We start from the raw sequence: 19,201 nt of genomic DNA on the forward strand, positions 1-19,201 counted from the left end.
CACCACCGTCATCCGAGGAGAACGCACGCGTGTCGAAGCCAGGCATTCCCACCCCTGAGGAGAGTGCCGGCACCCCGACCACTGCACCCCCGACCCGGCGCGAGGCCCGCGAGGCCGAGCGCCGTGCGGCCCGGGCCGAGGCGGAGACGGGCGCGGCCTCCGCCGGCACCGCGGTCGAGGGCAGCGGATCGGACGACTCCGCCGCTTCCGCAGCCGCTGGCGACTCCGCGCCCACCGCCGTCGACGCCGCAACGGCCGTGGCGACCGCTCCGACCGTGTCGGTCGAGATCCCCGCCGTCGCCTCCCCCGCCTCCCGGTCGATCCCGGCCTCACCGCGCCGCGCGTCCGCCTCCCGCCCCGTCGCTCCCCGCGCCGCCGAGCCCGCCCGAGCCCGTGGCCTCAGCCGCCGCGCCCTGGCCTTCGGCACCTTCTCGGTGGTCGGCGGCCTCTTCGCCACGGCCGCGATCCCCGCGTACGGCGCCCGCAGCTCCTCCGCCACCGCGACCGGCCGCGCCGCCGCGAACCGGGTCGGCCTCCAGAACCTCACCGTCTCCTCCGACGCCGCCGGCCAGACCGCCGTCCGCGACGCCTTCGCCGCACCGACCCAGGCGCAGCTCGACGAGGCCAGCCGCCAGGCGGCCGTGCTCTCCGGATCGAACGGCGGCGAGTTCTCGACCGTGCAGACCCGCGCGGTCGGCGACGACTACCCGTGGCCCTACGAGACCATCGACGACGACGGCGGCGGACTCTCGCCCCTCGGCTACTACTACCGCGAGTGCGTCGACTTCGTGGCCTGGCGCCTCAACCGCGACGCCGGCCGCACCTCCGCGCCGTGGAAGTACACGTGGGGCAACATCACCCCGCTCGGCGGCAGCGCCTACGAGTGGCCGGACAACTGGGCCGCGAAGGGCTGGGCGACCAGCAGCGTCCCGATCGTCGGCTGCGTCGCGTGGTGGACCTACAACCACGTCTCGTACGTGCAGAAGGTCAACGACGACGGCACCGTGCTCCTCGAGGAGTACAACTACGGCGGCAAGCACAGCTACGTGACCCGCACCTTCCCCACCGCCCAGGTCCCGCTCTTCCTGTACCCGCCGGTCCTGTAGGGGGCCTGTTCCCGTCGCGCGTCGGCGGGCGAGGGGGTGCGATCCCGCGTCAGCCGAGCGCGGCGAGGAGGATCGCGAAGGCTGCCGTCGTCGGATCGACGAGCGTCATGTGGTCGGCGTCGGCGAGCTCGTGCAGCAGCACGGCGGGGTGCCGGTCGGCGTATCGGCGGCTGTAGGCGACAGGGACGTCCTCGTCGAGCGTGCCGTGGATCAACGTGGTCGGCTGCGGCGGCGCGGGCAGCTGCGCGGGGTCGGCGCCCGGGAGCAGCGCGAGGTCGCCGCCGAGGAGCTCCCCCACGGCGTCGTCGCTGAGGCGGTCGGCGGAGGCGGCGGCCAGGTCGAGCACGCCCGCCAGTGCCACCACAGCGGCGACGTGCGGCGACGGACGGGCGGCCTGCGACCAGACGGCGAGGTGGCCGCCGGCGGAGTGGCCGACGAGGGCGACCGGTCCGGCGCCGGGCAGCAGTGACGGGAGCGCCGCGAGCACGGCCAGGACGTCGTCGCCGGTGCCCGGCCAGCCGCCTCCCGGGTCGCCCGTGCGCCGGTACTCGGGGAGGAGCACGTCGTGCCCGCGGTCGGCCAGTGCCGCCGCGAGCGGCCGGGCGTGCCGCCGGTCCCACCGCGCCCGCCAGAACCCGCCGTGCACGAGCACGACCGGCCGGCGCGCCTCGCCGGGCGCCCCGCGGAAGACGTCCGCGATCTGCTCCGGAGCCTTCCCGTACCGGCGCACCTCGTCCGGCTCGCGCCCCTCCGACTGCTGCATCCCCCCAGTACCTCCCCGCGAGACGCCACGTCGGTGCGCCCGGCACGGCGTGTCGCGTACCGGAGCGGCATCTCGCGGAGAGGGAGGGGAGGGCGCGGGAGCTCGCGTCAGGACTCGAACCAGCCCCGGGGGTGGTGGTCGGCCGTGAGGGGCGTGCGCGGCCGGGTCGGGCGGGCCCAGCGGACGGCGTTCGCCAGCACGCGCCGGATGTCCGGGTGGTGGTAGACCGGGTAGTCCTGGTCGCCGGGCGAGAAGTAGAAGACCTTCCCGAGGCCGCGGGTGTAGGTCACGCCGGAGCGGAACACCTCGCCGCCGGTGAACGTCGACAGGAACACCGTCTCCTCCGGCACCGGGATGTCGAAGTACTCGCCGTACATCTCCTGCTCGGGGATGATCAGCGGGCTGGGCACGCCCTCGGCGATCGGATGGGTGGGCGCGATCGTCCACACCAGCTCGCGGTCGCGGTCGTTGCGCCACTTCAGCGAGCAGGTCGTGCCCATGAGCGCCTTGAAGATCGACGAGTAGTGGCCCGAGTGCAGGACCAGGATCCCCATCCCCTCCTGCACGTGCCGCAGGACCCGCTGGACGACCTCGTCCGACACCTCCTCGTGCGCGATGTGCCCCCACCACAGCAGCACGTCCGTCGTCGCGAGCGCCTCCTCGGTGAGCCCGTGCTCGGGCTCGGGGAGCGTCGCGGTGCGCACCGAGACGGCGTCGCCGAGCGACTCCGCGAGCCCGTCCGCGATGACGCGGTGGATGCCGTCCGGGTAGTGGCGCAGCACGGTCTCGTCGCCGCGGGTCTCGTGGCGGAACTCGTTCCAGACGAGGACCTCGATCGGGGCGCTCATGCGACCGCCACCTCCTTCTTCTCGGCCGCGGAGCGGTAGATCGCGTCGACCACCCGGCTGCGGTGCAGCGCGTACTCGCCGTAGTGGCCGGAGTAGCGGGGGCCGCCCGCGGGCGCGTCGGCTCCCGAGGCGATGGCCTCCAGGAACTCGGCGATGACCGAGCGGTGGTGCCCGGCGGGGACCTTCACGTCGGGGTGCGAGACGGTCGGCGCTCCGGCGACCTCGGAGTAGAGCGTCAGAGTCCCCTCCGTGGCGTAGTCGGCGATGTGGAGGCGCGCGCCCCCGGCCGAGCCGAGCAGCTCGACCTCGATGTCCTCGTCGACCTTCGAGTAGCTGGCCCAGGAGGCGTCGAGCTGGAGCGAGCGGCCGTTGTCGAGGCGCAGCAGGGCGCTCGAGAAGTCCTCCACCTCGAACGCGTGCGTGCCGGTGGCGGCGACGCCGTGCGGGCGCCCTCCGCGGCCGGAGCGGCCGATCTCGCCGTACGCGACCGCCGAGACGCTGGTCACGCGCGGCTCGTCGAGCAGGTGCAGCGCGATGTCGAGCACGTGGGAGCCGAGGTCGATCAGCGGGCCGCCGCCGGCGAGCTCCTTGCTGGTGAACCAGGAGCCGATGCCGGGGATGCCGGTGCGCCGCTGCCAGCTCGCGCGGGCGTGGTAGACGTCGCCCAGCGGCGCGTCGTCGAGGTAGTCGCGGAGGAAGGCGACGTCGGCGCGGCGGCGGTGGTTGTACGCGATCTCGAGCACCCGGTCGTTCGTGCGGGCGGCCTCGACCATCTCGGCCGCCAGCTCGGCGGTGGTGGCGAGCGGCTTCTCGCAGAAGACGTGCTTGCCGCTCGCGAGCGCGGCCACGGCGATCGGGTGGTGCAGGTGGTTCGGGACGCCGATGGAGACGACGTCGAGGTCGTCGCGGGCGACGAGCTCCTCCCAGTCGGCGTAGAGGTCGGGGACGCCGCGGGTCGCGCCGAGTTCGTGCAGGCGCGCCTCCTCCTGGCCGGCTAGCGCGACGACGCGGGCGCCGGGCAGGGACTGGAAGGCATCGAGGTGGGTGGTGCCGGCGAAGCCGAGGCCGACGACCCCCACGCGCAGCTCAGTGGTGTTCTCTGTCATGCGCCGAGCCTACTCGAATCGATTCGAGCACTCCACGGGCGGCGTGGCTTCCCGGAGCGCCGGGCAGGCCGAGCGTCAGGCCGCGAGGCGCGCCTCGAGCGCGGCGAGCGACGCGCGCAGGGCCGGCGCCTCGAGGGCGTCGCCGTCGGCAGCGGCGTGCGCGGCGGCGAACGCCTGGACCTGGCGGTGCAGCTCGACGCGGGTCCCGCCGCGGGCGACGACCGCGAGCCGCTCGGCGAGGCGCACGCCGGCGCGGACGACGAGCGGCTGCTCCATCGCGTACGAGCGCAGGGCGAGGAACACGTCGGCCAGCAGCTCGCCCGCTCGGGGCCACGGGACGACCAGGCGGACGACTCCGTCGGCGTCGGAGTAGCGGCCGCGCGCCTCCGGCCGGCCGCAGAGGTCGACGAGCGCGCTGGTCAGGGCCTCGACGGCGCCGACCGCGGTGTACGGGTCGTTGGTGCCGGTCGCGAGCCCGCGGACTCCGATCTCGACCACCTGCTGGACGGCGTAGCGGAGGTCCTGGTGCGGGGTGCGCGCGTCGGCGACGACGACCGCGGCGACCGCCTCCTCCTGGGCGACGGACCCCTCCAGGACCTCGAGCACCGGGTCGCCGACGAGGACGTGGTCGCCGGGCAGCGCGAGCACCCGGAGCCGCGTGTCGCCGCGGCGGGCCAGGGCGACCAGCCGCTCGACCTCGAGCTGCTCGACGTAGCCCCCGCGCACCGCACACAGCACGACCGGCTCGCGCCCCGCCGGCGGCAGGGCCTCCTCCGCGAGCAGGGCCTCCTCCGCGTCCACCGGCTCCTCACCGTCCTCCGGATGCAGTCGCTCGATCACGTCGACGAGCTCGCCGAGCACCCGCTGCTGCAGCGTCGTCACCTGCACCGACAGCGCGATGTGGTGGATGAAGTAGACGAGCACCGCGACGTCGCCCACCGCGAGCAGCACCGAGAACGAGACGGCCACCACCGGCACGAACGTCAGCGACGCGTCCTCCTCGGTGTGCACCGCGCGCAGCACGATCAGCGAGTACAGGAACGTGGACGTGAGCACCGCCAGGACGACCTGGTTGCCGCGGTCGGCCATGAAGTTGCGGACCAGCCGGGGCCCGTAGGCGGAGGACGTGGTCGCCAGCACCGAGATCGTGATCGAGAACGAGGTCGCGGCGACGCCCAGCATCGTCCCGCCGATCGCCGAGAGGATCGCCCGGCCGCCGGTCGGCGACAGGTCCTCGATCAGGGGGATGTCGCTGACGCCGGCGCGGACCAGCAGATGGTCGACCTCGACCAGCCCCAGCGCCAGCCCGACGGCGAGGACGCCGAACAGGGCCGGGAGGAACCAGAAGGATTCGCGGAGGTGGAGGAGCCGGGAGCGCATCCTCGAAGGCTAGAGCGGCGCCTCCTCGCGGGCTGCGCCGCCGCGGAGGCTTGCGCGCCGGGCCGGGACGTGCCGCGGTGCCTGCCGCCAAGGCGACGTCGCGTCAGGGCCGTCCGCACTGCGGGGGCGTCGTCGCGACGGACGCCGGACGCACCGGAGGCGCCGACCCCCGGGGGATCGGCGCCTCCACGGGGCGTCAGGTGACGTTGATGAGCGTGCGCTGCCAGCCGGAGGATCCGTCGGGCGCGACCGGCGCGCGGTCCTCGATCTGGACCATGCCGTTCTTGTCGACCGCGCGGACCGCGACGTAGTGCGAGCCGGGCTGGGCGTCCCAGTCGACGAACCACTGCACCCAGGTGTCGAGGTTGACCGGGGTCGAGAGCGTCGCCTCCTGCCAGTCGCCGTTGTCGATGCTCACCTCGACCTTCTCGATGCCGATGCTCTGCGCCCAGGCGACGCCCGCGATCTTGAGAGCGCCCGAGGTGACGGGGACGCCGATCCGCGGGGTGTCGATCCGCGAGGACATCTTGATGGGGGCCTCGGCGGAGTAGCCGCGCGGGGTCCAGTAGGCCTGGTCGGCCTCGAAGGTGGTGACCTTGAGCTCGGTGAGCCACTTGGTGGCCGAGACGTAGCCGTAGAGGCCGGGCACGATCATCCGCACCGGGAAGCCGTGCTCGAACGGGAGGGGCTCGCCGTTCATGCCGACGGCGAGGATCGCGTCGAGGTTCTCGTCCGTGACCGCGGTGATCGGGGTGGACGCCGTGTATCCGTCGCTGCTGGTGGAGAGGAGCATGTCGGCTCCGCTCTGCACGCCGGCCATCTTCAGCACGTCGCGCAGGGGGACGCCGAGCCACTTGGCGTTGCCGACGAGGTTGCCGCCGACCTGGTTCGAGACGCAGGTGAGGGTGATGCCGTACTCGTCGAGGCCCATGTCGAAGATATGCTGGAGGTTCAGCGTCACCTCGCGGTCGACCATGCCGGTGATCTTCAGCGACCAGGCCGACGGGTCCAGGTTGGGCACGGTGAGGGCGGTGTCGACGCGGTAGAAGTCGGCGTTCGGCGTGTAGAGCGGGGTGAGGCCCTCGATGTCGAGCTCGGCGCCCGCGGGGACCGAGACGGTGCTGCGCGGGGAAGGCAGGCGCAGGGCGTCGCGGACACCGGCGAGGGAGGAGGTCGCCGCGTTGACCAGGCGGGCACCGGTGCCGACGACGGCCGCGCCGACGGCGGAGATCAGTGCGATGCGGAAGAAGCCGCGGCGCTCGAGGGCGCCCGGACGGGCCTCGGAGGATGTTCCCCTGGCCTCCGAGGCCCGGGCCGCACGCCAGCCGCGCAGGCGCGTGAAGAGGAGGTGCATGACGACGACGGCGACGACGAGTCCGACCAGCGTGGGCACCGCGGCGAGCGGCGACGCTCCCGTGCGGGTCACGATGGCGGCGATCGAGAGGCCGCCGGCGATCACGAGCAGCACCTGGCCGAGCGGCGGGCGGACCAGCTGGAGCACTCCGGCGATCGCGGCGGCGACGACGACCGCGGCGCCCACGCTGCCGAGCAGGAAGGTCTTGTCGTTCTCGCCGAACGTCTCGATCGCGAACTCCTTGAGCGGGCGCGGGACGATGTCGACGATGAAGGCGCCGAGCGCGAGCACGGGGCTCGCGGTGCGGGCGACCGCGAGGGCGATGAGCTCGGCGACGGCGAGGAGGACTCCGCCCGTGACGATGCCCGCGAGGGCGGCGAGCAGGAAGTAGAGAGCTCGATGCTCGCGCACGGGTGCCGCTGTCTGGTTCATGGAGGAGAGTTTTCTCCCGCGACCTGCCGTTTCCCAGGGTGTCCCTGGTTTGGTCGTGTAGGCGCCTTTTTCATAACGAACAGGTAACGCACAGCGGCGGCATCTCGACGGGATCACCTCTCGCTCGGCCCGCCGCCGGGCCTCACCGCCCGCGACGCCCCCGCCGGAGGACCGCCGCGTTCGCGATGACGATGAGGGCGATCCCGATCCATCCGGCCGCGCCGACGTCCTGCCCGAGCACGACCGCGCCGATGAGGGCGGCCAGGACGGGGTTGGCGCTCATGAGCGTCCCGAACACGCTCGCCGGCAGCCTCCGGAGCGCGATCACGTCCGCCACGAACGGGACCGCCGTCGCGAGGACGCCGGCGCCGACCGCCAGGAGCACGGTGCCCGCGTCCGGATGCGTCGTGACGAGCGTCCAGACGGCGACGGGCAGGAAGACGGCGGCGGAGATCCCGGTCGCCGTGGCGGTCCCCTGCGCTCCGGGCAGACGGAGTCCGATGATCCGGTTGAGCAGGATGTACGCGGCCCAGCAGCACGCGGCCGCGAGACCGAGCGCGATCCCCACCTGGTCGGACGATGGCCTCGGCCCGGCGATCGCGACGACGCCTGCTCCGGCGACGAGGGCGCAGAGCGCGCTGGTCCTGCTCCGGGAGCCGAGGAGCGCGACCGCCAGCGGCCCGCAGAACTCCAGGGTCACCGCCAGCCCCAGCCCGATGCGGTCGATGGCCGCGTAGAGCGTGAGGTTCATCGCTCCGAACACCACGGCGAGGAGCAGGACGGGCCACCACTGCGCGCGGGTCAGGTCGCGGATCCGCGGCCGGACGACCGGGAGGAGGATCAGCGCGGCGACGATCTGCCGGACGGCGACCACTCCGACGGATCCCAGGACCGGGAAGGCCAGAGTCCCGGAGGCCGCCCCGAGCTGATTCGAGAGGGCGCTCGCGAGGGCGGTCGCGACGCCGACGGTCCGGCCGTCGCCGGGGAGCTGCTTCGTCATTCCGGAAGTCTGCGAGCCGTCCGGCCCCGGCTCACAATGCGTCATCGGCCCGATCGATGCGGGAACCGCATGAATAGGATGCGGTCATGGAACTGGAACTGCGCCACCTCCGGTCGTTCGTCGGCGTCGTGGACGCCGGGACCTTCACCGACGCGGGGATCGACCTCGGCATCTCCCAGACGGCGGTCTCCCGCAACGTCGCGGCGCTCGAGTCCGTCCTCGGACGAAGGCTCCTCCACCGGACGACCCGCAGCGTCGAGCTCGCGCCGGCGGGCGAGCGGGTGCTGCGGCACGCCCGCCGCGTCCTGGCCGTCGTCGACGACCTTCGCGAGGAGGCGGCGGCCGGGACGGACACGATCCGGATCGGGTACGCCTGGTCGGCTCTCGGCGAGCACACCCAGGAGTTCCAGCGCCGCTGGGCCGCGGCGCTCCCCCGCCACGAGCTGCGGCTGATCCGCTCCAACACGCCCACCGCGGGGCTCGCGGAGGGCCTCAGCGATCTCGCGATCCTCCGGCGCGGATCTCCGGCTGCGGACGTCGAGTCGGCTCTGATCGGCACCGAGAAGCGCTACTGCGCCCTGTCCGTCGACGACCCGCTCGCCGCGAAGCGCACGGTCACCCTCGCCCAGGTGGCGACCGCTCCGCTGGCGCTCGACGACCGGACCGGGAGCACCCGGCTCGACCTCTGGCCCGAGCACGACCGGCCGCGGATCACCGTCCCGACGACCGACGTCGACGACTGGCTCACGGTGATCAGCAGCGGCTCCGCCCGCGGAGTGACCGCGGAATCGACGGTGAGCCAGTACCGACGGCAGGGCCTCGCCTACCGGGTCGTCCGCGACGCCCCGCCGGTCCCCGTGCACGCCGCGTGGATCCGGAGCGACCCGCCGCCCGTCCTGGGCGACGTCATCGGGCTGCTCCAGGGCCTCTACCGCACCTCCGACTGACGACGACGGCCGCCGGGGGCGATCCCCGGCGGCCGTCGTCGTCACGTCACTTGCAGGTGAGAGCGGAGTACGCGGCCTGCTTCGTGGTGGTCACCGATGCTCCGTCCACGGTCGCCGTCGCGGTCACCGTCGCCGAGCCCGCGGCCACCGAGGCGGCGCGGGTGGTGAAGGCGTGCGAGGCGCTCGACCCGGGAGCGATCCCGGTGAACGCCTTCGAGCCCCAGGCGGAGCCGAGGGTGATCGCCGCCGGGACCTTCGCGTCGTTCCGAGCGGAGACCGTCACCACGACCTTGCCCGCCACGCAGCGGCTGGTGGCCGTCACGGTGGTCGGCACCGTCGCCGCGGAGGCGCGGACGATGGAGAGGCGGTAGGTCACTGTCGTCGTGTGGTCCTGCGCCGACGACTCGACGACCACGCTCGTCGTCCCCGAGGCCGCGAGCGGCACGGTGCGGCGGACGGTGTCGTCGATCAGCACGCCGTCGACCTTCACCAGGCCGCTGGGCACGGCCGGGTCCAGGTCGAGCGAGACGCTCGTCGTACCGGCCGGCACCGTGAGCGTGTGGTCCCTGACCCCGGCGGCGAGAGCCGGCGAGAGCGTCCCGACGTCGGAGGAGAGCTTCGTCAGCTCCGGGTCCGCAGCGTAGGTGGTCGACTCGGTCGTGTAGACCCCGAAGACACCGCCGACGTAGCTGGATCCGGTGCCCTGGAAGCGCACCGTGACGACGGGGATCTTCTGCCCCTTCGCGTCGAGCACGTACTTCCCGCTCTGGTCGCGCTTGTAGCTGTCCTTCGCGGCGAGACCGCTGAGGATCGACGCCGGGATCCGGTCGTACTGGACGTACCAGCTCGTCGCTCCGGCCGCTCCCGAGACCACCTCGGTCTTGAGCTTCACGTCGTTGAGGTAGACGTCGAAGGTGCGTCCCGCGTCGCCGCCGTAGTAGCGGACCCCGAGGTAGTTCGCCGGCAGAGCCGGGTCGACGATCATGTCGTACTGGAAGTACGCCTCCGCCGAGCGCTCGCCGTCGCGGTACCCCTCGCCGCGCCAGGTCCCCACCGAGGACCGCGCGGTCTTGTAGTTCTTGTCGGCCTCGCTGTTGTTGTTGTCGAAGGAGGTGAGGGAGTCGATCGTCGTCTCGTCGACGCGCAGCTGCTCCTTCTGCGTCCGGATCAGCTCCTGGGCCGCGGCCGAGTCGGGCTCGATCAGGGTCATGTAGGTCGCGTAGCGGGCGTTGTAGAGGCTGTAGTACGGAGTGAACACCCGGGCGGCGGACGCGGCGTCGACGTTCTTCATGCCGAAGCGCATCGTCGTGCGGCCGTTGCCGTCCGCGCCGTCGGGCAGGCGGACCAGGTTGCCGCGGACCGCGGACTTCCAGGCCGCGGAGTCCGCGACGACGACGTTCGAGTTCACGGACTTGTCGGCCGTGCCCATGCGCACCAGGACGCCGGCGACGTAGGACGCCTCGACGTTCGAGCGGTTGAGCTCGGTCGCCAGCAGCACCGGTCCGTAGCGGAACGCGGTCCAGTCGGGGTTCTCCGTGTCCGCGACCGCGCTGACCGCGGCGGGCAGCTTCCAGGTCAGCACGTCACCGGCGGCGACGGCGACCGAGACGTATCCGGCCTGGGCCGTGACGGCACGGACGGCACCGTTCACGGTGAGCGTCGGCGCTCCGTCGATCCAGGACGGCACGCGCAGCTTGAGGGTCGTGTCCGCGGCCACGGCTCCTCCGGCCAGCGCTTCGACCCTCAGGGTCGCCGTGTCCGTGCTCGGGATGTCCGCCGTCTGGGTCAGCCGGAGGTTGTTCGCGGAGGAGCGGAGGACCGAGGAGCGGAACTGGTTCACGAAGACGGTCTTCGGCTTCTCGAAGTAGATCGAGTCGCCGAGCTTGGTGAAGCTCTCGATACCCGAGCCGTGGTCGCACCAGAACTCGTCGAGCTCGTGTCCGAAGACCTTGGCGTAGCCCGCGGTCTGCGGCTGGAAGTAGGTCACCATGCCGGTGTCCGGGTTTTGCACCGAGAGGACGCCGTTGATGAACGTCTCCTCGTAGAAGTCGGCGTACTTCACGTCCTCGGTCACCTGGAACAGCGCCCGGGTGAGCTTGAGCATGTTGTAGATGTTGCAGCCCTCGGAGGTCGAGTTCTCGCCGTAGCCGGTGGTCTGGCCGTTCGTGGCGTACTCGTACAGGGTGCCGGGGGCGTGGAAGTGCTCGGACTGGCTGTTGCCGCCGTTGGCGTAGGTGTGGGTCTCGTCGACCATGCGCCAGAAGTTCTCGGCGGCACGGCGGTACATGTCGAGATCCGACTTCTCCGCGGCGGTGAGCGTGGCGTAGAGCGCCGGGTCGTCGGTGAAGACGCGGTAGCGCTTCAGCGCGCCGATCAGCTTCGGGACGGTCGTGTTCGCGTGCAGCCCGTTGAGGACGTCCTCGTTGTTCGCGAGCTTCTGGAACAGCGCGGTCTCGTCGAAGTACTCGGCCGCGCGCTTGTGGGCCGGGTCGTGCGTGGTCTCGTACAGGCGGTAGAGCGCCTCGTTCATTCCGCCGTACTCCGTGTTCAGGAGCTGCCCGGGGTTGGCCTGGCGGCCCGCCCAGGCGGTGATCCAGCTGCCGAAGCCGCCGGCGACGGTGAGCGCCTTCTGCGAGACGGCGTCGGGCGCCTGGTCGTGGGCGTCGAGGAGGCCTGCGAGCACCTTGTGCAGGTTGTAGAAGGGGACGAGCAGGCCGTCGCCGCCCGAGGGGAGGTAGCGGGTCGGGAACGGCGAGACGTAGCCGGCGTTCGCGGGGTCCTTCAGCGCGTAGGCGTCCTGGACCTTCTTCAGACCGTCGACGGAAGCGGTGAGCTTCGCGAGCAGAGCCGCCTTGGTGGCCGCGTCCTCCTCGGTCGCGTAGGCCTGCGAGAGCGCCGAGAGGTAGTGGCCGAAGAAGTGGCCCTGGAACCGGGTGCCGTTCTCGCGCTCCCAACCCCCGTATCCGCCGCTGGTGGTCGGCGTGAGCCCGGCCTCGCGGTAGAAGGAGTAGAGGAACATCTCGGGGTCGAGGCTCAGCAGGTACTCGACGGTCTGCTGCTCCCCGTTCTCGAGGTAGGGGTCCTGCACGGAGACGTCGGACAGGCCGGCCTCCAGAAGGTAGTTCGACGTCTTCACTCCCCGGGGCTGCACCTGGAGAGTGTAGGTCTTCGTGACCGCGGTGCTGCCCCCGTAGGTGGCGGAGCCGGTGAGGACGACCTGCGTCGCGGAGCCGGTGGGCGGCGTGACCGCGGCCGTGCCTCCGCTGATCGCGACGGTCGCCGGGTCGGAGGAGGTCCAGCTGAGGGCGGACCCCTTCGCGCCGACGGTGGGCAGGGTGAAGCCGGTGCTGGTGCTCGCGGGCGGGGCGACCAGCTCGAGGTCGGCCCGGGCGATGCTCGCGGGGTCGAAGGAGGGGTTGCCGGCCTTCGTCAGGGCGACGACGTCGGTGGTGGTCGCGACGCCGTTGTAGAGCGCGTAGTCGTCGAGCAGGCCGCGCAGGTGCGCGCCGTTGTACTGGGGGCCGTTGAAGCCGAGGGTCTTCGTCGAGGTGCTCTCGGAGCCGAGGACGCCGGATGCGGAGGAGGACGGCGCGGTCTTGACGACGGCGGTCTGCTTCACCCCGTTGCGGTAGAAGGCGACGGCCTTGGTGCTCTTGTCGTACGTGGCGACCACGTGCGTCCACTCCCCCGCGGGGAAGAAGCCGGAGCGGGCGGTCTCGACGGCGACCTTGTACGGCTGACCGCCGGACGGGCCGATCGAGAGGGCGAGCGGAGTGCCGTCGCCCTCGGAGGTGAGGTACCAGCCGTCGGAGTTGTAGGCGGTCTTGTTCCAGGTGAAGACCTGCTCACCGGTCATCGCGCTGGTCGGCTTGTACCAGAACGAGACGGTGAGGTCGGCGGGCTGCAGCGCCGCCGCAGTGCCGAGCGAGATCGCGTTCGATCCGGTGAACTCGAACGCCCGGCCGTTCAGGCCGGTGCCGTAGGAGGCGGTGCCCTTCTGCATCCCGAGGGCGGTACCACGACCGCTGGTGTCGGCGAGCGACCCGTCGAACGGGAGCTCGAGCACCTTCGCGGCGTCGAGCGAGGTGGTGGGGGCGGCCTGAGCCGTGGGGCCGACCGACAGGAGACCCGCCGTCAGCGCCATCACCGCCACGGTGGCCAGGGGGAGTCGTCGTCGCATTCGTGAGGCCTCTCGTCGTTGAGAAATCCGGCCCAGGGGGGCGGGCCGCCTCGAATGTTACCGTTAACAACTGTTTTCGGTGAGGTTTCGGTGAGAGGACTGACAGGGTCCTCGGGTGCTCAGCGGCGCCGGTCCAGAGCCGCCCGGAGGTACGGAGCGGTGCGGCTGCCCGCGGCCTCGGCGACCTCCTCCGGAGTGCCCGTCGCGACCACCGAGCCGCCGGCCCGGCCCGCTCCCGGGCCGAGGTCCACGACCCAGTCCGCGTCGGCGACGACGCGCATGTCGTGCTCGACGACGATCACCGTGTTGCCCGCGTCGACCAGGTGCTGCAGGTGCTCGAGCAGGCGGTCGGCGTCGGCGGGGTGCAGGCCCGACGTCGGCTCGTCGAGCAGGTAGAGCGTGTCCCCGCGCTGGGCGCGACGCAGCTCCGAGGCGAGCTTCACCCGCTGCGCCTCTCCCCCGGACAGCTCGGGCGCCGGCTGGCCGAGCGAGACGTAGCCGAGCCCCACGTCCACCAGCGCGTCGAGGTGGCGGGCGACCTCGCGGTCCTCGGCGAAGGCCTCGCGCGCATCGGCGACGCTCAGCGCGAGGACGTCGGCGATCGTCCGGCCGCCCAGGGTGACCTCGAGGGTCTCGTCGTTGTACCGGGTGCCGCCGCACGCCGTGCAGGGCGCCTCGACGGTCGGGAGGAACAGCAGCTCCACCTCCACGGAGCCCTCGCCCTTGCAGACGGGGCAGCGCCCGCTGGGCAGGTTGAAGGAGAAGCGGCTCGCCGAGAAGCGGCGGCGCTTCGCCTCCGGTGTGGCCGCGAAGAGCGTCCGCACCCGGTCGAACAGGCCCGTGTAGGTCGCGACGTTCGAGCGCGAGGTCCGGCCGATCGGGGTCTGGGTCACCTGCACCACCCGGCGCAGGCGGTCCGCGGGCCCGGAGGCGGTGCCGCGGGTCGCCGCCGCAGCCGCGTCGAGCAGCGGGTCCGCCTCCCCGCCCTCCTCGGCCGGCGCGTCCTCGGCGACGTCGGCGCGGAGCGAGGCGCGCAGCAGATCGGGCAGCGCCTGGTTCACGAGCGTCGACTTGCCCGATCCGGAGACACCGGTGACCGCGGTGAGCACCCCGACCGGGAACGCGACGGAGAGGTCGTCGAGGGTGTGCCGCGAGACTCCGGCGAGCTCGATCCACTGCTCCGCGGTGCGGCGGGAGCGCAGCGGCGCCGGGTCGCCCTCGGGGAAGAGGTAGCGGCGGGTGACGGAGCCGCGGGCGCCCGGCAGGCCGTCGAGCGGGCCGGAGTAGACGACGGTGCCGCCCCCCGACCCCGCGCCCGGGCCGATGTCGACGATCCAGTCGGCCTCGCGGATGACGTCGAGGGAGTGCTCGACGAAGAAGACGGTGTTGCCGGTCGCGCGCAGGGTCCGCAGGATGCCGAGCAGCGCCTCCGTGTCGGCGGGGTGCAGGCCCGTGGACGGCTCGTCGAGCACGAAGACGACGCCGAAGAGGCGCGAGAGCACCTGCGTCGCGAGGCGCATCCGCTGGAGCTCCCCCGAGGAGAGCGTCGGCGTGGAGCGGTCGAGCGAGAGGTGGCCGAGGCCCAGGTCGACGATCGGCGCGAGGCGGGCGACGAGGTCCTCGACCAGCCGCTGCGCGGCCAGGCGGGTCTGCGGAGCGCCGTCGGCCGGGGTCCAGCCGGGCTCCAGCACGCGCCGCGCGACGACGACCAGCTCCTCGAGCGGGAGCGCCGACAGCTCGGTGATGTCGAGCCCCTCGAAGGTGACGGCGAGCGCGTCGGGCTTCAGCCTCCGGCCGCCGCACACCGGGCAGGCGACGCTGACGACGAAAGAGGCCGCGCGCTCGCGCATCCGGGCGCTCTTCGAGCCGGCGAAGGTGTCGAGCACGTAGCGGCGCACCCCGAGGAACGTGCTCATGTAGCGCGGCTCGTCCCCCGCGGCCACGGAGGCGCGCACCTCCGCGGGCGAGCGGTCGGTCCACACGGGGACCTGCGGCGAGTCGGGCGTGTGCAGGATCCAGTCGCGGTCCTCCGCGGGCAGGTCGCGCCACGGAGCGTCGATGTCGTGGCCGAGCGAGATCAGGCTGTCGCGCAGCTGCTTGCCGTGCCAGGCGGTCGGCCAGGCGGCGAGCGCCCCGTCGCGGATCGAGAGGGAGTCGTCCGGCACCATCAGCTCGTCGGGGACGTCGTAGACCCGGCCGATGCCGTGGCAGCTGGGGCATGCGCCCTGCACGGTGTTGGCCGAGAAGTCCTCGGCCAGCAGCATCGGCGCGCCCTCGGGGTAGGCGCCGATGCGCGAGAACACCATCCGCACCACGCTCGAGAGCGTCGTCGCACTGCCGACCGTGGAGCGGGCCGAGCCTCCGGAGCGCCGCTGCGGGAGGGCGACGGCCGGCGGCAGGCCCTCGATAGAGTCGACGTCCGGCACGCCGACCTGGTCGATCAGCCGCCGCGCGTAGGGGGCGACCGACTCGAAGTAGCGGCGCTGCGCCTCCGCGTAGAGCGTGCCGAAGGCGAGCGAGCTCTTGCCCGATCCGGAGACCCCCGTGAAGGCGACGAGGGCGTCGCGCGGCACGTCGACGTCGATGCTCCGGAGGTTGTTCTCGCGGGCGCCGCGCACGCGGACGTGGTCGAGGGGGTCGGTGGTTCCAGGCGCGCTCATCCGTACAGCCTGCCGTGCCGGGATGTGGGGCGGCCGCCGCGGAGCTCCGAGGCGCTCGACGCCGAGACGGCCCGCTCCCGGCCGAGGCACCGCAGTGGGGCGGTGTCTCGGCGGGGGCGGGCCGTCTCGGCGTCAGCGGCGCGCGTGCGTCAGCAGGTGCGCGCCGGGTAGGCCGCGGTCAGGGCGCCCGCGGTGAGCGAGGCGGCCGGGACCGAGGCCTGACGGGTGGTGAAGGCGGCCGAGGCGCTGGCGCCGGGGGCGGCGGTCAGCGTCTGCGAGGCGCCGAACGGCGAGCGGATGACGACCGAGAGGGGCGTCGTGCCCGTGTTCTTCACCACTCCGGTGAGGACGACCTTGCCCGCGACGCAGCGGGTGGACGCGGTGAGCGTCGAGGTCGGTGCCGTCACCACCACGGTCGCGGTGACCGTGACGGCCGTGGAGCTCGAGAGCCGACGGTCGGCGGCGTCGTAGGCCGTCGATCCGTTCGCGCCCACCCACTGGTTGTCGTTCGCACCGATCGTGCGGACGACTCCGGTGACGGAGTAGCGGCCGGGCGCCGTCGCCACCGCGGAGGTGTTCCAGGTGACCGGCTGCGAGGCGGTGCCCCGGTTGTAGGCGAGCACGACGTCGGCGCGGGCGGGCAGAGCCGCCGCGGCGTCGGTGCCGGAGGCGACCGTCACCTCGCCGAGGTCCGAGCGGACCGCGGAGGCGGCGTCGGCCGAGCGGACCTCGGCGTACTGCCCCGCGGTCAGCGAGACGATGCCGCCGTGCTTGGTCGACGAGGCGAGCGAGAAGCCCGGGTCGGTGAGCTGGGTCCAGCCCGTGTCGAGGTCGTTCGTCACCATCGGCTTGTAGCCGGTCGCGGGGATCACGTCGACGTACAGGTACCAGGTGTCCTCGCCGTGGTCCTTGAACACCGCGGGGCCCTCGACCCCACCGGGGTTGCCGCCGGACCACACCGCGCCGATGCGCGACTGGATCTGCGTCCACGAGGTCGTCGGCAGCCACCAGGTCGCCGAGGTGGTCGACTCCATGTAGATGCCCTTGCCGGTGCCGTTGTCCTTCGAGATCCGGTAGGTCGTGCCGGAGTCCTGGATCAGCGTGGTGTCGATCGTGTCGGCCCCGGTGTCGATGAAGGTGCCGCCGTACGAGTAGGTGGCCTGCGTGAAGTCCGTGGTCGCTCCCCAGAGCACGCGGGAGGATCCGGTGCCCGGCGTGTGCGCCGCGGTCGGGTAGACCGTCGAGGACCAGTAGACGACGAACGCGCCCTTGCCGGGTCCCGCGTAGTCCGGCACCCACGTGGCCTCGGGAGCCCACATCATGCCGGCCTCGAGCTTCTTCGTCCCCGCGGCGTCGAGCGCCACGTCGAACTGGCGGACGTCGCTCCACGACACGAGGTCGCTCGACTCCCAGACGTTCATCTTCGTGCTGCCCTTGGTGGTCCAGTAGCACCAGGTGTCGCAGGTGCTGGGGCCCCGGTCGCCGCCGAAGACGCGGAGGTCCGTGGCGATGATGTAGTACTTCTTCGTGTCGGGGTTGTAGGTCAGGTACGGGTCGCGGACACCGGTGGTGCCGAGGTCGGAGGCCAGGATCGGCTTCGCGCCGTTGAGCGGGTCCCACTTCTCCGGGTCGTCGCCGCGGGAGACGTCGAGGTAGATCTTCTCGGCGTAGCCCTGGGAGTCCTCGACGAAGTGGACCATCAGGTAGCCGTAGGGGGTGTCGACGCCGACCTGCGGCTCGACCGTCACGGCGATCGAGCGGGTCTGCACGATTCCGCGGATCGACGCCGTCGCGGTGAGCGACGAGGTGCGCGCGGCCTGGCCCACGGCGGGGCGGTCGGCGCTGAGGGTGCGGCCGTCGGCCGAGACGCGCAGGGTCGGGTCGCTGGAGGACCAGGTTACCGCTCCCCCGTAGTCGGGCAGGTTCGTGGTCGAGTCGTCGACGGTGAGCGGGGCGACCCCGGCCAGCACGGCGGCGGCGATCGGGGAGAACGTGGAGGCGTGAGGCTTCGCGTCGACGCTCGACACGGCCACCACCTCCGCCCCGGTGAGCGCGCGGTCGTAGACGCGGAACGCCGAGACCTCGCCCGTGTAGAACGGGTCGGGGTACGGTGCTCGGCCGATCGTGTTCAGCGACTGGTCCGCCACCGACGAGGGGCGCAGAGCGGTGGGCGCCGAGGCGACCTGGACGCCGTCGACGAAGAACGAGATCGTGCCGGCGCTGCCGTCGATCACCGAGGTGAGGCTGTACCAGCGGTCGGCGGTCAGGGCGGAGGCGCTGCGGGCGTTGTTCTCGCCGTTCCCTCCGCTGGTCGTGATCGCGGTGCGCACCCGGTCGCGGACGGACGCGAACCAGTACTGGTTCGTGCTGTCGCTGCCGATGTTCCACAGGAAGTGGAAGTTCGAGAGCATCGACGCGTCGGCGCGGGTCTCGATCGTGACGGTGGCCGACGAGCGACCGGTCAGCAGGTTCGCGGGCAGCTGCACCCAGGGGGCGGTGGTGCTGCTCTTGGGGCCGCCGGTGAGGCGGAGCGACGTGCCGGTCCAGAGCGCGTCGGTCGCGTTGCGGACGGTGGCGGCTCCCACGCCTCCGCTCACGGTGTTCGGGACCGTGCTGCCGGTGGTCTGCGTGAACCGGTAGTCGGCGAGGAGGCCCTGCTGCGGGATCACGGCATCGGCCGCCTGCGCGGCCGGAGCCGGGGCGACGAGGCCCGAGAGCAGCACTGCTCCGAGGCCGAGCGCGGCGAGCGCTGCGCGCAGCGGCGCTCGCCGCGCGGGTGTGGTGGTGGGGGGCATGGTGCTCCTTCAGTGGAGTGGTGCGATTCAGGGAGGGGGAGAGGATCTCGGGGTGCCGAGCCCTGCTGGGTCGAGCAGCGCCGTCAGGGGCGTGTCGGAGCCTGTGTGCGGAGCACGAAGGGCTCGATACGCCGCCGGGCGGCTGCTCGACCGGCAGGGAGGGGCAGCTGCTCGACCGGCACGAGGGATCAGCCGCCGGGGTTCGTGTCGGTGTACCCGGTGGTCGGGGCGGTGGTGCCGAGTGCCGCGAGGGTGGGCGCCTTCCGCATCACGACGGGGTTGCCCGGGCTGTCGCGACCATGGAGCAGTCGCCGTCGTGGAACTCGATCGCGGGGTCGGCGGTGTCCGGCGCGATCGGGTCGGTGGAGGTCGGCTTGTCGAGGGCGACGGCCGGGGAGGCGGCGGTGAAGGGCAGCGGAGCCACCGCGGCGAGGAGGATCAGCAGCCCGGCCGTGTGGCGGCGCCGGAGCCCCGCGGATCGGGGGAGCTCGGCGTCGACGGGCGTCGATGCGGTCGTCATCGTGACTCCATCGTCAGGGGCGGCGTGGGGCCCGGAGGCGCACCGTGAGCGGCGCGCCCCCGGGGGCGCGCCGCTCACGGTGCGCCTCCGGGCCCCACGCCGCCCCTGAC

12 protein-coding genes are annotated in these 19,201 nt (G+C 72.7%); 2 read left to right on the forward strand and 10 right to left on the reverse strand.

What is annotated here, in order from left to right; all coding sequences use genetic code 11:
• Positions 1 to 29: 29 nt before the first annotated feature.
• The gene (locus C5C54_RS08480) at positions 30 to 1,106 is read left to right on the forward strand and encodes a CHAP domain-containing protein (protein WP_104319510.1); all 1,077 of its coding nucleotides are present in this window, start codon (positions 30 to 32) and stop codon (positions 1,104 to 1,106) included.
• A 49-nt stretch (positions 1,107 to 1,155) separates the two neighbouring features.
• On the opposite strand, the gene C5C54_RS08485 is transcribed toward C5C54_RS08480, so the two are convergent.
• From C5C54_RS08485 to C5C54_RS08510, 6 genes are all read right to left on the reverse strand, one after another.
• Positions 1,156 to 1,869: an alpha/beta hydrolase gene (locus C5C54_RS08485; protein ID WP_104288138.1), complete on the reverse strand. Its 714-nt coding sequence runs from the start codon at positions 1,867 to 1,869 to the stop codon at positions 1,156 to 1,158.
• A 107-nt stretch (positions 1,870 to 1,976) separates the two neighbouring features.
• Positions 1,977 to 2,717, reverse strand: a complete 741-nt coding sequence (locus C5C54_RS08490) for a ThuA domain-containing protein (protein ID WP_104226581.1) — start codon at positions 2,715 to 2,717, stop codon at positions 1,977 to 1,979.
• On the reverse strand, positions 2,714 to 3,823 hold the full coding sequence (locus C5C54_RS08495) for a Gfo/Idh/MocA family protein (protein WP_104273851.1): 1,110 nt from the start codon (positions 3,821 to 3,823) through the stop codon (positions 2,714 to 2,716). Before C5C54_RS08495 ends, C5C54_RS08490 begins: the two co-directional genes overlap by 4 nt.
• Before the next feature lie 75 nt (positions 3,824 to 3,898).
• Complete coding sequence (locus C5C54_RS08500) at positions 3,899 to 5,203, reverse strand: DUF2254 domain-containing protein (protein ID WP_104260644.1); 1,305 nt, start codon at positions 5,201 to 5,203, stop codon at positions 3,899 to 3,901.
• A gap of 196 nt (positions 5,204 to 5,399) precedes the next feature.
• Entirely contained in the window at positions 5,400 to 6,989 is a 1,590-nt protein-coding gene (locus C5C54_RS08505; RefSeq protein WP_104288139.1) for a molybdopterin-dependent oxidoreductase, read from the reverse strand.
• Positions 6,990 to 7,131: 142 nt separating this feature from the next.
• Positions 7,132 to 7,989 (reverse strand): DMT family transporter, encoded by an 858-nt coding sequence (locus tag C5C54_RS08510; RefSeq protein ID WP_104288140.1) that lies wholly within the window; start codon positions 7,987 to 7,989, stop codon positions 7,132 to 7,134.
• Positions 7,990 to 8,075: 86 nt separating this feature from the next.
• On the opposite strand from C5C54_RS08510, the gene C5C54_RS08515 reads away from it, so the two are divergent.
• Positions 8,076 to 8,936, forward strand: coding sequence for a LysR family transcriptional regulator (locus tag C5C54_RS08515; RefSeq protein ID WP_104288141.1), 861 nt, complete (start codon positions 8,076 to 8,078; stop codon positions 8,934 to 8,936).
• A gap of 46 nt (positions 8,937 to 8,982) precedes the next feature.
• Here C5C54_RS08515 and C5C54_RS08520 read toward each other — a convergent pair whose 3' ends face one another.
• The 4 genes from C5C54_RS08520 to C5C54_RS08535 form a co-directional block, all read right to left on the reverse strand.
• Entirely contained in the window at positions 8,983 to 13,116 is a 4,134-nt protein-coding gene (locus tag C5C54_RS08520; protein WP_104288142.1) for a beta-L-arabinofuranosidase domain-containing protein, read from the reverse strand.
• A gap of 119 nt (positions 13,117 to 13,235) precedes the next feature.
• On the reverse strand, positions 13,236 to 15,776 hold the full coding sequence (locus C5C54_RS08525) for an excinuclease ABC subunit UvrA (RefSeq protein ID WP_104257750.1): 2,541 nt from the start codon (positions 15,774 to 15,776) through the stop codon (positions 13,236 to 13,238).
• Positions 15,777 to 15,925: 149 nt separating this feature from the next.
• A complete protein-coding gene (locus C5C54_RS08530; RefSeq protein WP_104288143.1) occupies positions 15,926 to 18,571 on the reverse strand; it encodes a LamG-like jellyroll fold domain-containing protein in 2,646 nt (881 codons plus the stop codon).
• A gap of 268 nt (positions 18,572 to 18,839) precedes the next feature.
• Complete coding sequence (locus C5C54_RS08535) at positions 18,840 to 19,091, reverse strand: hypothetical protein (RefSeq protein ID WP_104269303.1); 252 nt, start codon at positions 19,089 to 19,091, stop codon at positions 18,840 to 18,842.
• Positions 19,092 to 19,201 lie beyond the last annotated feature (110 nt).

This window comes from Rathayibacter sp. AY1F2, from assembly GCF_002930885.1.
Taxonomy (GTDB): domain Bacteria; phylum Actinomycetota; class Actinomycetes; order Actinomycetales; family Microbacteriaceae; genus Rathayibacter.

Coding starts and splice junctions, on each gene's coding strand:
- C5C54_RS08515 (WP_104288141.1), top strand. CDS start 8,076: ATGGAACTGGAACTGCGCCACCTCCGGTCGTTCGTCGGCGTCGTGGAC.
- C5C54_RS08510 (WP_104288140.1), bottom strand. CDS start 7,989: ATGACGAAGCAGCTCCCCGGCGACGGCCGGACCGTCGGCGTCGCGACC.
- C5C54_RS08505 (WP_104288139.1), bottom strand. CDS start 6,989: ATGAACCAGACAGCGGCACCCGTGCGCGAGCATCGAGCTCTCTACTTC.
- C5C54_RS08485 (WP_104288138.1), bottom strand. CDS start 1,869: ATGCAGCAGTCGGAGGGGCGCGAGCCGGACGAGGTGCGCCGGTACGGG.
- C5C54_RS08495 (WP_104273851.1), bottom strand. CDS start 3,823: ATGACAGAGAACACCACTGAGCTGCGCGTGGGGGTCGTCGGCCTCGGC.
- C5C54_RS08500 (WP_104260644.1), bottom strand. CDS start 5,203: ATGCGCTCCCGGCTCCTCCACCTCCGCGAATCCTTCTGGTTCCTCCCG.
- C5C54_RS08535 (WP_104269303.1), bottom strand. CDS start 19,091: ATGACGACCGCATCGACGCCCGTCGACGCCGAGCTCCCCCGATCCGCG.
- C5C54_RS08520 (WP_104288142.1), bottom strand. CDS start 13,116: ATGCGACGACGACTCCCCCTGGCCACCGTGGCGGTGATGGCGCTGACG.
- C5C54_RS08525 (WP_104257750.1), bottom strand. CDS start 15,776: ATGAGCGCGCCTGGAACCACCGACCCCCTCGACCACGTCCGCGTGCGC.
- C5C54_RS08490 (WP_104226581.1), bottom strand. CDS start 2,717: ATGAGCGCCCCGATCGAGGTCCTCGTCTGGAACGAGTTCCGCCACGAG.
- C5C54_RS08530 (WP_104288143.1), bottom strand. CDS start 18,571: ATGCCCCCCACCACCACACCCGCGCGGCGAGCGCCGCTGCGCGCAGCG.